Origin of the sequence: Collinsella sp. CLA-ER-H9 (assembly GCF_040092295.1) — a bacterium.
In the GTDB taxonomy this organism is placed as follows: Bacteria; Actinomycetota; Coriobacteriia; order Coriobacteriales; family Coriobacteriaceae; genus Collinsella.
The window spans coordinates 38652-51285 of sequence record NZ_JBBNLV010000005.1 but is presented as its reverse complement, the minus strand read 5'-3'; the positions used below and the strand labels follow the sequence as shown (position 1 = coordinate 51285).

The 12634-nt window shown below is 60.2% G+C and carries 12 protein-coding genes and 1 tRNA gene; 4 read left to right on the top strand and 9 right to left on the bottom strand.

The genetic code is table 11. From position 1 onward, the window contains the following. The first annotated feature begins 22 nt into the window (after positions 1-22). Positions 23-112: transfer RNA gene (locus AAAX73_RS04725), tRNA-Ser, on the top strand. A gap of 3 nt (positions 113-115) precedes the next feature. Here the strand turns inward: AAAX73_RS04725 and AAAX73_RS04720 are convergent. Further along, positions 116-700, bottom strand: a complete 585-nt coding sequence (locus AAAX73_RS04720) for a TetR/AcrR family transcriptional regulator (protein WP_349125183.1) — start codon at positions 698-700, stop codon at positions 116-118. 211 nt (positions 701-911) lie between these two features. Here AAAX73_RS04720 and AAAX73_RS04715 point away from each other — a divergent pair, with 211 nt between their 5' ends. Then, positions 912-1463: a LemA family protein gene (locus tag AAAX73_RS04715; protein WP_349125182.1), complete on the top strand. Its 552-nt coding sequence runs from the start codon at positions 912-914 to the stop codon at positions 1461-1463. A gap of 629 nt (positions 1464-2092) precedes the next feature. On the opposite strand, the gene AAAX73_RS04710 is transcribed toward AAAX73_RS04715, so the two are convergent. Together AAAX73_RS04710 and AAAX73_RS04705 are read right to left on the bottom strand one after the other, a co-directional pair. Further along, positions 2093-3145 carry a branched-chain amino acid aminotransferase gene (locus tag AAAX73_RS04710; RefSeq protein ID WP_349125181.1) on the bottom strand — a complete coding sequence of 351 codons (1053 nt, stop codon included), beginning with the start codon at positions 3143-3145 and terminating at the stop codon, positions 2093-2095. Between the two features lie 288 nt (positions 3146-3433). Then, positions 3434-4081 (bottom strand): VTT domain-containing protein, encoded by a 648-nt coding sequence (locus AAAX73_RS04705; RefSeq protein WP_117746503.1) that lies wholly within the window; start codon positions 4079-4081, stop codon positions 3434-3436. A 224-nt stretch (positions 4082-4305) separates the two neighbouring features. Between AAAX73_RS04705 and cysE the strand changes: the two genes are divergently transcribed. Then, the gene (gene cysE / locus AAAX73_RS04700; protein ID WP_349125180.1) at positions 4306-5010 is read left to right on the top strand and encodes a serine O-acetyltransferase; all 705 of its coding nucleotides are present in this window, start codon (positions 4306-4308) and stop codon (positions 5008-5010) included. A 108-nt stretch (positions 5011-5118) separates the two neighbouring features. Here the strand turns inward: cysE and AAAX73_RS04695 are convergent, their stop codons facing one another. The 4 genes from AAAX73_RS04695 to AAAX73_RS04680 all read right to left on the bottom strand — a co-directional run bounded on the left by AAAX73_RS04695 (position 5119) and on the right by AAAX73_RS04680 (position 9815). Then, entirely contained in the window at positions 5119-7119 is a 2001-nt protein-coding gene (locus tag AAAX73_RS04695; RefSeq protein WP_349125179.1) for an ABC transporter ATP-binding protein, read from the bottom strand. 1 nt (position 7120) lies between these two features. After that, positions 7121-8836 carry an ABC transporter ATP-binding protein gene (locus AAAX73_RS04690; protein ID WP_349125178.1) on the bottom strand — a complete coding sequence of 572 codons (1716 nt, stop codon included), beginning with the start codon at positions 8834-8836 and terminating at the stop codon, positions 7121-7123. A gap of 8 nt (positions 8837-8844) precedes the next feature. Continuing rightward, the gene (locus tag AAAX73_RS04685; protein ID WP_349125177.1) at positions 8845-9345 is read right to left on the bottom strand and encodes a MarR family winged helix-turn-helix transcriptional regulator; all 501 of its coding nucleotides are present in this window, start codon (positions 9343-9345) and stop codon (positions 8845-8847) included. A 179-nt stretch (positions 9346-9524) separates the two neighbouring features. After that, positions 9525-9815: a CDP-alcohol phosphatidyltransferase gene (locus AAAX73_RS04680; protein WP_118260475.1), complete on the bottom strand. Its 291-nt coding sequence runs from the start codon at positions 9813-9815 to the stop codon at positions 9525-9527. Between the two features lie 292 nt (positions 9816-10107). Between AAAX73_RS04680 and AAAX73_RS04675 the strand changes: the two genes are divergently transcribed. Further along, positions 10108-10635 (top strand): nitroreductase family protein, encoded by a 528-nt coding sequence (locus tag AAAX73_RS04675; protein ID WP_118081710.1) that lies wholly within the window; start codon positions 10108-10110, stop codon positions 10633-10635. A gap of 55 nt (positions 10636-10690) precedes the next feature. Here AAAX73_RS04675 and AAAX73_RS04670 read toward each other — a convergent pair whose 3' ends face one another. After that, positions 10691-11071: a hypothetical protein gene (locus AAAX73_RS04670; RefSeq protein WP_118081712.1), complete on the bottom strand. Its 381-nt coding sequence runs from the start codon at positions 11069-11071 to the stop codon at positions 10691-10693. Positions 11072-11349: 278 nt separating this feature from the next. After that, complete coding sequence (locus AAAX73_RS04665; protein ID WP_118081714.1) at positions 11350-12567, bottom strand: helix-turn-helix domain-containing protein; 1218 nt, start codon at positions 12565-12567, stop codon at positions 11350-11352. Between the last annotated feature and the right edge of the window lie 67 nt (positions 12568-12634).

Here is a 12634-nt window from a genome sequence, read left to right as displayed (position 1 = left end):
CGATGCTATCATTACGACTCACGGAGAGATGGCAGAGCGGTTGAATGCGGCGGTCTTGAAAACCGTTGAGCGCGAGAGCGTTCCGGGGGTTCGAATCCCCCTCTCTCCGCCACTTCTAGTGATTCACCGGCGTCATGGTGCGCTCAAACAGTGCATCAACCACGTCGGCCATCTCGGGTCGACGCTCAAGATCGTGACCCGACTCCCACCAATTTGTGAACAGTCGAATAATGCCACCGGCGATAAACTCCGATGTTGTCTCGAGCGAAACGGGCGCCAGGGCATCCTCGGCAAGCACGTTCATCACACGCTCGCGAATGGAGCGGGCAATGCGGTCGCAAATAACGTTGGTCAACATGCCCGACATGCTGCTTGCCAAAATGTTATCCATGAGCTGCTCGTGCGCCAAAATCAAATCCATGGCATCGTCCAAAATCGCGTGTCGAAGCGCGCGCACGTCCTCGGCAGACACTGCGCCGGCCTCATCGGGCTGTTTTTGCGGCAAGCCCGTCATAAGCTCATCGATATAAAAGGCAAAGTAATCGTTTTTATCGCGAAAGTGCTTATAGAACGTCGTGCGACGAATCAGGGCCCGGTCGCAAAGCATGGCAACCGTCAAATCCTCAAACCGATGCTCTTCCAAAAGCTCGGTAAAGGCATCAAACAGGGCACGATAGGTTTTCTTGATGCGAAGGTCCATCCATATCGCCATCCTCAAGGTGTAGACAGCATTCCTTAATTTGTCGCATATCTTACACCTGTACCACCCGTTCGTTATTGGCGCCCCCTCCCTGGTTGAAACACAACGCTTACCGGAAAGTTCGGCACCGCCAAAGGTTGCGGGTATACTAGACGTGTTATACCAACAACGGCCGGCGCAAGACGCCGCTGCCATTCGAAACGGAGACATCATGCTTCCCGTCATCATCGGTATCGTTGTTGTCATTGTGATTGCCTGCGCCATCGCCGGCATCTACAACAACATGGTCACCAAGCGCAATCGCATCGATAACGCCTGGCAGAACATCGACACGCAGCTGCAGCGCCGCAACGACCTGATCCCCAACTTGGTCGAGACCGTCAAGGGCTACGCAAAACACGAGCAGGACACGCTCGCCGCCGTGGTCAACGCGCGCAACGCCGCCGTGAACGCCACCACCCCCGAGGCCAAGATGGAAGCCGACAACGTGCTGACCGGTGCGCTGCGCCAGCTCTTTGCCGTCGCCGAGGCCTACCCCGACCTTAAGGCGAACACCAACTTTACGCAGCTCCAGGCATCGCTCGAGGATACCGAGAACAAGATTAGCTACGCGCGCCAGAGCTACAACGACTGCGTGCTCAGCTACAACAACGCCATCCAGACGTTCCCGGCCGTTATCTTTGCCGGCATCTTCCAGTTTAAGGAGCGCCAGGGCTTCGAGGCCGCCGAGGCCGCCCGCCAGGCACCGACCGTCAAGTTCTAACCAGTTGGCAACGTATCCCAATTCGGCTATATGCATAAACCGCCCCGTCGAATGCATACTTCGACGGGGCGGTTGCTTTTTGCCCGAAGGTACCCCCAGGGACGGCGTGCAAATTTTGGAGTTTTCAGCATCCCGGAACCCACAGGGCAGGAACGGACCCACAGAACCGCGTTGAAAACCATGATTCTGAGCCCTCAGCGCCTCAGAGATCGCTCATTTTTTTACAGGATGCGGCTCATGGCGCCTGACTTTCGTCCAAAAACCAGTATGCAGGCACCCTCGACTGCTGAAAACTCCCAAAAATGCACGCCCCGCCCCACCCCAGGCGAGCGGCAACCGAAAAAACGTGCACGTCCCCTCTTCGGCTGCAACTACGGCAAAGCCCTAACAGCCAATAAAAGGCGCGGTCAAAAGGCCGCGCACCATCTTCCCTACAGCCCAGTAACCTCCTGGCAAGGAATGCAGAGCACTCGACCGAGGCGGACCGGCCTATCTCCCGGCGCATTCCACAGGACGAAAGAACCTCCGCCGCACGTAGTGCGCAGCGGAGGTTCTTTCATGTCCGAGGACGCGCCGGGAGATAGGCCGGTCCGCCTCGGTCGGGGCTTGATGGGAATTACGAAGCCAGGTTACGCCACGGTGTAAACCCAGTTGTGCTTGTCCTCGACAGCACCGGACTGGATACCAGTCAGGGTCTCGCGAAGCTTCTTCATCACGGGGCCGATCTCGGTGCAGCCAGCCGGGAAAGTCACGGTCTCATCGGCACCATAGACCTTGTTGTCGATCTCGCCCACCGGGGAGATGACGGCAGCGGTGCCGCACAGGCCGCACTCCACAAAGGCGCCGGCCTTGACCTCGGCCCACTCGACAGGGCGCTGATCGACGGTCATACCCAAGTCCTCGGCGACCTGGACGAGCGAGCGACGGGTGATGGAGGGCAGGATGGAGTCGGTGTGCGACTGCGGAACGACGAGCGTGCCGTCCTCTTTCACGAACAGGACGTTGGCACCACCGGTCTCCTCGACATAGGTGCGGGACTCGGAGTCGAGATACAGGTTCTCGGCATAACCCTCGCGATGGGCCTCCATCGTGGGCTTGAGGGACATGGCGTAGTTCAGGCCGGCCTTGATATTGCCGGTGCCGTGCGGTGCGGCGCGGTCGTACTCGGAAACGCGCAGCTTGACGGGCTTGAGGCCGCCCTTAAAGTACGGACCGACCGGGGTCACGAGAATGCGGAACGTGTACTCAGGAGCGGGAGCCACGCCGATCACGTCACCGGAGCCGATCATAAACGGACGCACGTACAGGGTCGCACCAGAACCGAAGGGCGGAACCCAAGCGGCGTTGGCAGAAACGACCTGCTTGACGGCCTCAACAAACTTATCCTTGGGGAACGGGGGCATCTCGAGGCGCTGGGCAGAGTTATACATGCGCTCGGCGTTCATGTCGGGACGGAAGCAGACGATGCTGCCGTCCTCGGCGGTGTAGGCCTTCAGGCCCTCAAAGACCTCCTGGCAGTAATGGAAGATGCCACCGCACTCGGAGACATGCAGGGTGTGGTCGGTGGTCAGGCCGCCCTCGTCCCACTCGCCATCCTTCCAATGAGCCTCGTAGCTGTAATCGGTCTTCATGTAGCCAAAGCCGAGGCTACCCCAATCGATATCCTTCTTCTCGACAGTCATATGTCGCTCCTTACATACACAGTTGCATACTCGCGAACTCGCACGCAAGGACCGAGGCCGACCGCGTCGCAACGTCGCACGCCCGGAGCGTAGAGCCGGACGGGACACGCGGGCAACACCAAAGCCCATGGCACATCGATTCGCATGCAGGAGATTGTACTCCCCGTACGCGTCTGATAAAACGCTTTTCTTTAACTAAGTAAAGTATTTTCATTTGCCCGAAGCATAAAGGCCCGCCACCGTAAACGGTGACGGGCCTCAACGACACGATTTGTGCGCCGGCTCGAGCTATGCGTTCTTTTTGCCCAGCTTAGCCTTAACCAAGCCGACCACGGTCGGGATGATCGACACGGCGACAATGCCGATAATCAGCAGCTCAAAGTGCTCCTGCACAAAGGGAATGCCGCCAAAGAAGTAGCCCAGCAGCGTAAAGACCGTCGACCAGGTAATGCCGCCCAGCACGTTAAAGACAACGAAGTTGCGCCAGTGCATGCCGCCCATGCCGGCGATAAAGGGCACAAAGGTGCGGATAAACGGAAAGAAGCGGCCCAGGAAGATGGCCAGGTGGCCCCACTTATCCAAGAAGTCCTCGGACTTTTTGATGCGCTCGGGCGTCATGGCCTTTACCTTGCCCGAGGCGATGATCTTGCGGCCAAAGAAGTGGCCGATCATAAAGTTGCACTGATCGCCCAGGATGGCTGCGGCCCATGCGGTGGCCAGCAGGGCCACGATGTTAAAGCCGCCGTTGTGGGCAAAGAAGCCCGAGGCAAACAGCAGCGAATCGCCGGGAAGGAACGGGAAGAACACCACGCCCGTTTCGATAAAGATGATTAGGAACACACAGCCGTAGGCCATGAGCGGGCCGGCGGCGATCCAGCTGGCGATCGCAGTGCGCGGATCCTTAAGCAGCTCGGCAATGAAATTGATGAAACCCATGAAGTAAAACCTCTCAGTTGTGGGCGCGGATACGTCCAAGTTGACCAGTATACGGTTGCGGCGCCCCCTCGTGCGCAACCCCACAAAAGCATGACTCCATTACCAGCAAGTTTGCATAACTGACACTTGTCGCCCAAAGCAAAGCAAGATCGCCCTTCCTAATCCCTAGCGAATCGCTATACTTTATTGAATCGCATTGCCATGGCGCTAAGGGAGGGCGGTCGGTGAGCTTTATCAATACCATTCGCGAGGACATCAAGACCGTCCAGGCGCAGGACCCCGCCGCGCAAAACGGTCTGGTCATCTTCCTTTCCTATCCCGGCCTGCACGCCAAGTGGAACCACGTGCCAGAGCACTGGCTCTGGGAGCATGGCCATCGCTCGCTCGCCCGTGTGCTCTCGCAAATCACCCGCCACATTACCGGCGTCGAGATTCATCCCGCTGCACAGATCGGCAAGCATTTCTTTATCGACCACGCCATGGGCGTCGTCATCGGCGAAACCACCATTGTGGGCGACAACTGCGTGCTCTACCAGGGCGTCACGCTTGGCGGCACCGGCAACGAGACCGGCAAGCGCCACCCCACCCTGGGCAACAACGTCACCGTGGGCACAGGCGCTAAAGTGCTCGGCAACATTCGCATCGGCAACAACGTCAAAATCGGCGGCAATTCGGTCGTCGTCAAGGACGTACCCGACAACTGCACCGTCGTGGGCGTGCCGGGACGCATCATCAAGCGCAACGGCTACCGCGTGTTCGAGGAGAGCTTCGATGCCAAGCAGCATCGCGAGTACATGCCCGACGCCGCCGCCGAGCAGTCCGCGCTCAACCGTCAGGGCATCACCGAGAACGCCCGCCGCGTCAAGGAACTCGAGCGAGAGGTAGCCGAGCTCAAAACCCTCGTCGCCAAGCTCGTGGACGAACGCTAGAGCCGGACGGCCACCGACAACATTGACGCCAACGCAAAGGCGCGCCAGAGGATTCACGCCCGGCGCGCCTTATTTGCGATGTGACAAAGGGACTGTCCCTTTGTCACATTATGCGAACTGACTCAGATAGAGGTCGGCGTAGGCACCCTCGGCAGCCAGCAGCTCCTTATGCGTACCCTGCTCGATAATGTTGCCGTGATCCATGACCAAGATCAGGTCGGCATCTACGATCGTCGACAGACGGTGCGCGATCACAAAGCTCGTACGCCCACGCATGAGCGCGTCCATGGCGCGGCCGATGGCGAGCTCGGTGCGCGTGTCCACACTCGACGTCGCCTCGTCCAGGATGAGAATCGCCGGGTTGTTGAGCAGCACGCGCGCAATGGTCAGCAGCTGGCGCTGACCCTGGCTAATGCTCTCGGCATCGTTGGCCACGCGCGTGTCATAGCCCTGCGGCATGGTGCGCACAAAGAAGTCGACCTGCGCGGCGCGTGCGGCCGCCACGATCTCCTCGCGCGTCGCCTCGGGGCAGCCATAGGCGATATTCTCGGCAATCGTTCCGTCGAACAGCCAGGCATCCTGCAACACCATGCCAAACTGCTGGCGCAGCTCGCCACGATCCATGCGGCTCGTGTCCACGCCGTCGAGCGTAATGCGCCCGCCGTCAATCTCGTAGAAGCGCATGAGCAGGTTGATGAGCGTGGTTTTGCCCGCGCCCGTGGTTCCCACCACGGCGATCTTCTGGCCCGGCTCGGCGGTAAACGACACGTCGCGCATGAGCGGCTTGTCGGGCGCGTAGCCAAAGCGTACATGCTCAAAAGCGACACGGCCCTCAACGCGACCCGGCAGCCTGGCGGCCTCGCCCGGCTGCGGATCCGCCTCCATCTCGGGTTCATCGAGCAGGTCGAACACGCGCTCCGCACTCGCCAGCGCGCTCTGCAGCGAGTTGAAGGTAAACGACAGCTGCGTCATGGGCTCAGATGCCTCGTAGATAAACTGGAAGAACGCCTGGAACACGCCGACGGTCATGTGGCCGGCAACCAGCATACTGCAGCCCACAATCGCAATCACGATCTGTGCCAGGCGGCCGATAAAGCGCACCGCGGGGCCGACGGCGTTAATCATGAAGTCGGCCTTGGCACTCACGCGTGCCAGCTCGCCCGAGGCCTGGTGTACCTCGGCAGAACTTTGGCGCTCGCGGTTAAACGCGCGAATCACCAGACGGCCCGAGTAGCCTTCCTCAACCGCGCTCGTAATCCTTGACACCCACTCCTGGCGCTCACCGGTTACGTCATGCGTGCGGCGCGAGACCACCTTGGTCACCAACAGCGACAACGCCGTAAAGAACAAAAAGACGAGCGTGAGCGGCACGCTAAACACGAACATCACGCTCACAGCGCCCACCACGGTACCGATCGACACCAGAAGCTGCAGCAAGCCGCGCTGCATGCTCTCGGACATCTTGTCCAAGTCGTTGGTCGCACGGCTGACGACCTCACCGGGACGATGCGCGTCAAAGAAGGCAAGCGGCAGACGGTTGAGCTTTTGTGCGATGCGGTTGCGTAGGAGCAGGTTGAGGCGTTCGGCCACGCTCGACATCAAAAAGCTCTGGAGTGCGTAGAACGAGGCAGCGGCCGTCCAGATCATAAAGTAGATGAAGATGGTCCTGCCGCAGTTCTCCCAGGTGATGTTGAAGGTGGTGTCGTTGGCAAACGCCACCTGAATGTGGCCCCACAGCTCATCGATCACGCGGGCGCTGTATGCCGGCGCGGCGGTGTTAAAGATGGCATAGAACACAATGCTCGCGAACACGATATAGAAGCGCCAGTGGTCGCCGGCAGCCTCGCTCCACAGGCGGCGCACCGTCGCCCAGGTGTCGCGGGGTGTCTCGTCCTCATCCTCGTCGTCAACGTCGCGCATGCGCTCCGCCTCGGCGCGGGCGCGCTCGTCCTCGGCGCGCTCATTTTCCTCATAGAGTGCCTGGCGACGAGCCTCGCGCTCCGCCGCCTTGGCGGCTTCGTCCAGGTCGGGCGTGGCGCCCGTCTCCTCAACTGTCTCTGCATCCGCGGCGCCATCGGCGATGCCCTGCTTCTTGAGCTCCTCGGTCATGCTACTCACCTCCCTTCATCTGCGATTCCGCGATAGCACGGTACACCTCGCAGGTTTCCATGAGCTCGTCGTGCGTGCCTAGGCCCACGACCTCGCCATCCCTGAGCACCACGATCTGGTCGGCATGCAGAATGGTCGAGATACGCTGCGCGATGATGAGCACCGCAGCGTCACGCGTCTCGTCTTGCAACGCATGGCGCAGGGCGGCATCGGTCTTAAAGTCCAGGGCCGAGAAACTGTCATCGAAGATATATAGATCGGCATGCTTCATGAGCGCACGGGCGATGGCCAGACGCTGGCGCTGGCCGCCCGAAAAGTTCGTGCCGCCCTGCGCCACCGGGGTATCGAGCCCCTGCGGCTGATCGAGCACAAAGGTGCTCTGGGCAACCCGGAGCGCATGAAGCATGTCGGCCTCAGTCGCGTCTTCGTTGCCAAAGCGCAGATTGCTTGCTACGGTGCCCGAGAACAGCCATGCCTTTTGCGGCACATAGGCAATGCGCCCGCGAATCTCGTCTTGCGAAAGGTCGTGCAGATCAACGCCGTCCAGGCGAATGGCGCCCTTGGTGGCATCGTGGAAGCGCAGCAGGAGCTTGGCCACCGTCGATTTGCCCGAGCCCGTCGAGCCGACGATCGCGGTCGTCTGACCGCGGCGACAGGTAAAGCTCAGATTGCACAGCGTGTCCTCGTCGGCGTCGTCAAAACGAAACGACATATGATCGAACACGGCGACCGCGTCGGCTCCGTCTGCGGACTCAGGCGCCCCGTCGCCCAGCGTAGCCTTGCCGTCCACGATGCTCGGCTCGATTTCGAGCACCCGCTGCGCACGGTTGAGGCACGCCGCGGCGCGCGGAAGCGTCAGAATCACCATCTGCGCCATCATCACAAAGAAAAGAATCAGGATCGCGTATTCCAACACGGCCGAAATGCTGCCGATTTGCATGGCGTGGACGCCCACGCGGTTGCCGCCCACCCACAGCACCGCCACCTCGGCGATGTTCATCAAAAAGAAGCTGGAGCTGTCGAGGCCCACAAACAGGTGGTTGACCTTGATGGCGTTGGCCGCGTAATCGCTAAACACCTCGTCCAGGCGCTGCTCCTCGTGGCGCTCCTTGTTAAATGCGCGGATGACGCGCACGCCCACGATGTTCTCGCGCAGCACCACGTTCATGCGGTCGATAAAGCTCTGCAGGCGCATAAAAATCGGCGCGGCGTTAGCCACCGTAAAGACCGCCGCCACCAGCACGATCGCAACCACCACGCCCAGCAGCGTGCCCATGGCGGGATCGATGAACCAAGCAAAAATGATGCCTGCCACGGCCAAGAATGGCACCGGCAACACCAGCTGAATCGTCTGAAGGACAGCTTGCTGAATCACGTTGATGTCGTTGAGCGAGCGTGTGATCATCGAACCCGTGCCAAAGCGCTCAAAGTCGCTGGCGGACAGCTCGAGCGACTTGTCGTACACGGCATTGCGGATATCGCAGGCCACGTTGGCGGCCAGGCGCGCCGAAAGATAGCAGCCCAGCACCGTGCCGCCGCTGGCCATGCCGGTCGCGATAAGCATGTACAGGCCGTTACGTAAAATATAGTCGACATCGCCCGTGGTAATACCGGTGTTGACCATGTTCGCCAGCATCGTGGGAACCAACAGCGTACCGACGTTATCTATCAGCACCGCAAACAGCGTCACCGCAATCAGACCGCGGTACGGCCTCATAAACCTCATTAAGAGTCGCATGTGTCCCCCTCGCCCTTATCGTCAGCCTCGTTCTCGGCGGCCACTTGCCGTTTAAATGCCTCGCACTCTTCGTTCAGAACATGGGAGAATTTACCGACCAGGCGCATGATCTCGCGCTGTTCCCACGGCTCGAGCGCTTCGAATGCCTGTTGCTCGGCTTTTTGCGCCGGTAACGCGTAGCGCTTGGCAAACCGCACGCCTTCTTCGGTCAATCGCACAACCTTGTTCTTACGACTGCCCTCGGCAAACTCCAACGTCGCAAGCCCTCGCGCCCTAAGCGTCTTGATCGCCGAATTGATGGTCTGTTTGCTGTAGAACCATTCACTCGTCAGCCGACTCACGGCAACGCTTCCGCCCGCTGCACTCGTGTCGACGAGCATCCAGTAGGCGCAGTCCGAAAGACCGCAGGTACGCGCGAACTCCGAATAGATACGGTCAAGCCTGTTAAGCATCCGGTCGAAATCGACCAGGCTAACTGCACTATTCATCTCTCCCACCATTCGATAGTCCGAGTTTTGACCAATTTATATCTCTACATTAGTCCGAGTTTTGACTATCGTCAATACGCTCGTTGTTTATGGTCGGCTCTACATAAGCATATCGACAAAAAAGACCGCCGGCGCGGGGGCGGCGCCGGCGGTTGCGAGAGAATATCAGTTGTTGGCCGTTAGGCAGCAACGGCCTCGTAGACCGTGGCGCCCGAGAAGCTATCGTGCAGGCTCTTGCCGCAGATCCACGGCAGCTCGACGACCTCGCAGACCGTGTTGACCAGCTCGGAGCAGTCAGTAAAGTGGCCCTTATCGTTGAGGGCCTCGCAATCCTGAACACGCCAATAGCCATCGGTGTGCGTGATGTAGTACTCGTGATCATTGATCGACACGAAAGCGCGCGTCTTGGAACGCAGCAGCTTCAGAAATCCTTCGAAGTCGGTCTCGACGACATCTCCAGCCTGGAACATGATAGTTACCTCCTGGCCCGGCGCCACCATGGCGCGTTGATAAACGTTGGTGCTCCTTTAGTAAAACCTTTATCAGAGCTTATGCGCGCATCATTTAGGCAAGTGGTAAAAAACCGCAGGGTAGACGGGATAAAACGTTTAACCATCCCACCGGTTTGTCACATTCTGGCTGAAGTTTTATGCAAACCAACTTTTCCACTTGGTAGCTTGCGTTGTTTGGGGCCGACTACGCGATTACGGTTTTGGTTCGGCGGGTAAGAACGAGGCATCGAAACCAACGTCAGGAGGACCCATGGAGACCATCGAAGCACTCATCCACCGCCGCAGCTGCCGCAAATACAGCGATCGCCCTGTCGAGGCCGAGAAGCTCGCACGCATTATCGAAGCCGGCCAGTACGCGCCGAGCGGCATGGGACGCCAGCCGGTCACGTTCGTCGCCGTCACCGACCCCGCAACCGTCGAGCGCCTCTCGCAGCTCAACGCCCAAGTTATGGGCAGAGAGGGAGATCCCTTCTACGGCGCCAAGACCGTTGTGGTGGTGCTGGTCGACCGCAGCGTGCCCACGCACCTGGAAGACGGCTCGCTCGCCATGGGCAACCTGCTCAACGCAGCCTATGCGCTGGGCGTTGATTCATGCTGGATTCATCGCGCCCACGAGGTTTTCGATTCGCCCGAGGGCCTGGAGCTGCTGGCCAGCTGGGGTCTGTCCGCCGACGGAAGCCTGCGCGGTGTTGGCAACTGCATCCTGGGCTATGCCGAGGGCACGCTTCCCGAGGCCAAGCCCCGCCGCGAAAACGTGGTGTATGTTCCGCCGTTCTAACGAACGGCGGACCCGCTGAAAGGCCCCGTCCCATATTTGCTGCCCCACTCGCAACTTATCTTGCCGATGGAGTTGTTGCCGTTTCGCTCGTCTGACTCGCATCGGCGTCGTCGCTTTGCCCGCCTTCGTCCTTTTGAGCATCGGCAATGGTGGCAGCAGCTGCGACCATACCGCGCTGGGGCGCCACACCCGTCTGGTCTTGTGCGCCTTCAACAAGCTCCGTGCCAGCATGCGCAAGTTCAGGCGATTTGAACATCGCGCCCAGACTCGCGCCGTCGCCGGCATATCCGAGCGCCGCGAGCGCGATGACGATTATCGCGGCAACGACCACGATCGGCACGTAACGATGCCAGCCTGCAGGATTGAGGCCGCTACGGCGGGCAGCACCGCGGCTAATGTAGCCAAGCGTTCCATCGTGCTTGAGCTTTGAGCCCACCACGCGCCTTCGTCCCCACAACGAGGACTCGGCCTGCATGGCCAAGCGAGCGCTTGCCGAAGGATAGCCATATTTTGTGCGCTTGAACGAGCCGTCGAACCCCGAGGCGCTTTTGCCCCACGTCCGCGAAGTCGTACGCCGGCCGACCGGCGCCGCACTTCGCTTTGTTCGGTTCGTTTTTGAAGTCTCCGCCATACTCCCCCGCACGCCGTAACACAATCGAAACAATGCTTCTTTGGACTGTATCACACGCGCCGCACGCGGTCACGGCGCCTCGCTCAGCGGTCGTTGTCCTTCAGCAGGCGCCATAAAGTCGTGCGGCTTATACCGAGCACCTCTGCCGCACGTGTCCTGTTGCCGTGAAGGTGCTGCAGAACCAACCGTGCGACATCGCGCTCGGTATCGGCCAGGGGACGCAAGATGTACAAATCGCTTTCGAGCGCCGGGGCGCCAAAGGTCGCGGTCTTGATAACGTCCTCCTGGGCAAGCACCTCTTTCGCCACGGCACGCTCCACCGTTCCAGCCCCCACTAATATATAGAGTCGTTCAGAGACTTCACGCAGCTGCAGGTAATTGCGGGGCCAACGGTACGCATCGAGCGTCTCTGCCGCGGCGGCGGACAACATGGGGGCACCCGTCTTAAACATATCTGCCAGATACCCCAGATAGCGCGCAACCTTTTCCGACGCGCCGCCCTGCTCGGCAATCGCCGGCGCCACACTCACGGCACAGGCCAGACGCTCGGTTACAAAAGCAGCCTGATCGCTTTCGCCGCCGCCCGGCATATCGTTTGCCGTCAACACCACATGGCAACGAGTTGCGAGCGCCGTGTCGATCATTGCGGACACGAGCTCGCGCAGACGTTGGGGGCCAACAGCATGCCAGCCGCCCATACAAAGTGTCAGCCCCGTTTGGAATAGCGGCGATTCGGAACTTTTGAGCAGATGGCGCCAGCCGCGATCCGTAAGCTCATCGAGCGCAACGGACACAAAGGGCTGATCGGCATAGGGTCCATCCAGGTACAGGCGTCTTGCAATCTGATCCTGCCCCGCGCCCAGCTCGCCCTCGAGCATAAGGGGCACCCCACGCGCATAGCTCTCCCGTACGGGGACAGCGACCGCCGCCGCGTCTTCGACGATGCCGTACGTGCTCGACGCGTAGCGAGCCTCGACTTCGTCGGCATTGAGCCACTCGATGCCCGCATGCGTCGCAGCGGCGCGCACCTCATGCGCCACGACCACCCAAAGCGCTCCGCGCTCCTTGGCCGTCGGGCGCACCGTCAAGCTCAACCGCACGCCCTCGTGGCCCATCACCAGGCGCGCCCCATCGCCCACGCGAGCGAGACGCTCGGAAACAAAAGCAGCGATATCCTGCTCGAGCGCCGCGTCACTCATAGTCGAGATCACAACGCCACCGCGCTCGTCGATTGCCAGCGCCGATGCTCCGGCTGCGGACAATGCCTCAATCAGAATCTGCAGCTTGGCATCGCTATCCATGATTTGTCCCTGTCCGCGGCGACGTGCAACCGCCGACGGTCGCACGACCGAGTGTTTCAAAATTGAA

Bases quoted from the DNA above. Each gene is read 5' to 3' on its own strand.
- AAAX73_RS04720 (WP_349125183.1), bottom strand. From the start codon at position 700: ATGGACCTTCGCATCAAGAAAACCTATCGTGCCCTGTTTGATGCCTTT.
- AAAX73_RS04715 (WP_349125182.1), top strand. From the start codon at position 912: ATGCTTCCCGTCATCATCGGTATCGTTGTTGTCATTGTGATTGCCTGC.
- AAAX73_RS04710 (WP_349125181.1), bottom strand. From the start codon at position 3,145: ATGACTGTCGAGAAGAAGGATATCGATTGGGGTAGCCTCGGCTTTGGC.
- AAAX73_RS04705 (WP_117746503.1), bottom strand. From the start codon at position 4,081: ATGGGTTTCATCAATTTCATTGCCGAGCTGCTTAAGGATCCGCGCACT.
- AAAX73_RS04695 (WP_349125179.1), bottom strand. From the start codon at position 7,119: ATGACCGAGGAGCTCAAGAAGCAGGGCATCGCCGATGGCGCCGCGGAT.
- AAAX73_RS04690 (WP_349125178.1), bottom strand. From the start codon at position 8,836: ATGAGGCCGTACCGCGGTCTGATTGCGGTGACGCTGTTTGCGGTGCTG.
- AAAX73_RS04685 (WP_349125177.1), bottom strand. From the start codon at position 9,345: ATGAATAGTGCAGTTAGCCTGGTCGATTTCGACCGGATGCTTAACAGG.
- AAAX73_RS04680 (WP_118260475.1), bottom strand. From the start codon at position 9,815: ATGTTCCAGGCTGGAGATGTCGTCGAGACCGACTTCGAAGGATTTCTG.
- AAAX73_RS04675 (WP_118081710.1), top strand. From the start codon at position 10,108: ATGGAGACCATCGAAGCACTCATCCACCGCCGCAGCTGCCGCAAATAC.
- AAAX73_RS04665 (WP_118081714.1), bottom strand. From the start codon at position 12,567: ATGGATAGCGATGCCAAGCTGCAGATTCTGATTGAGGCATTGTCCGCA.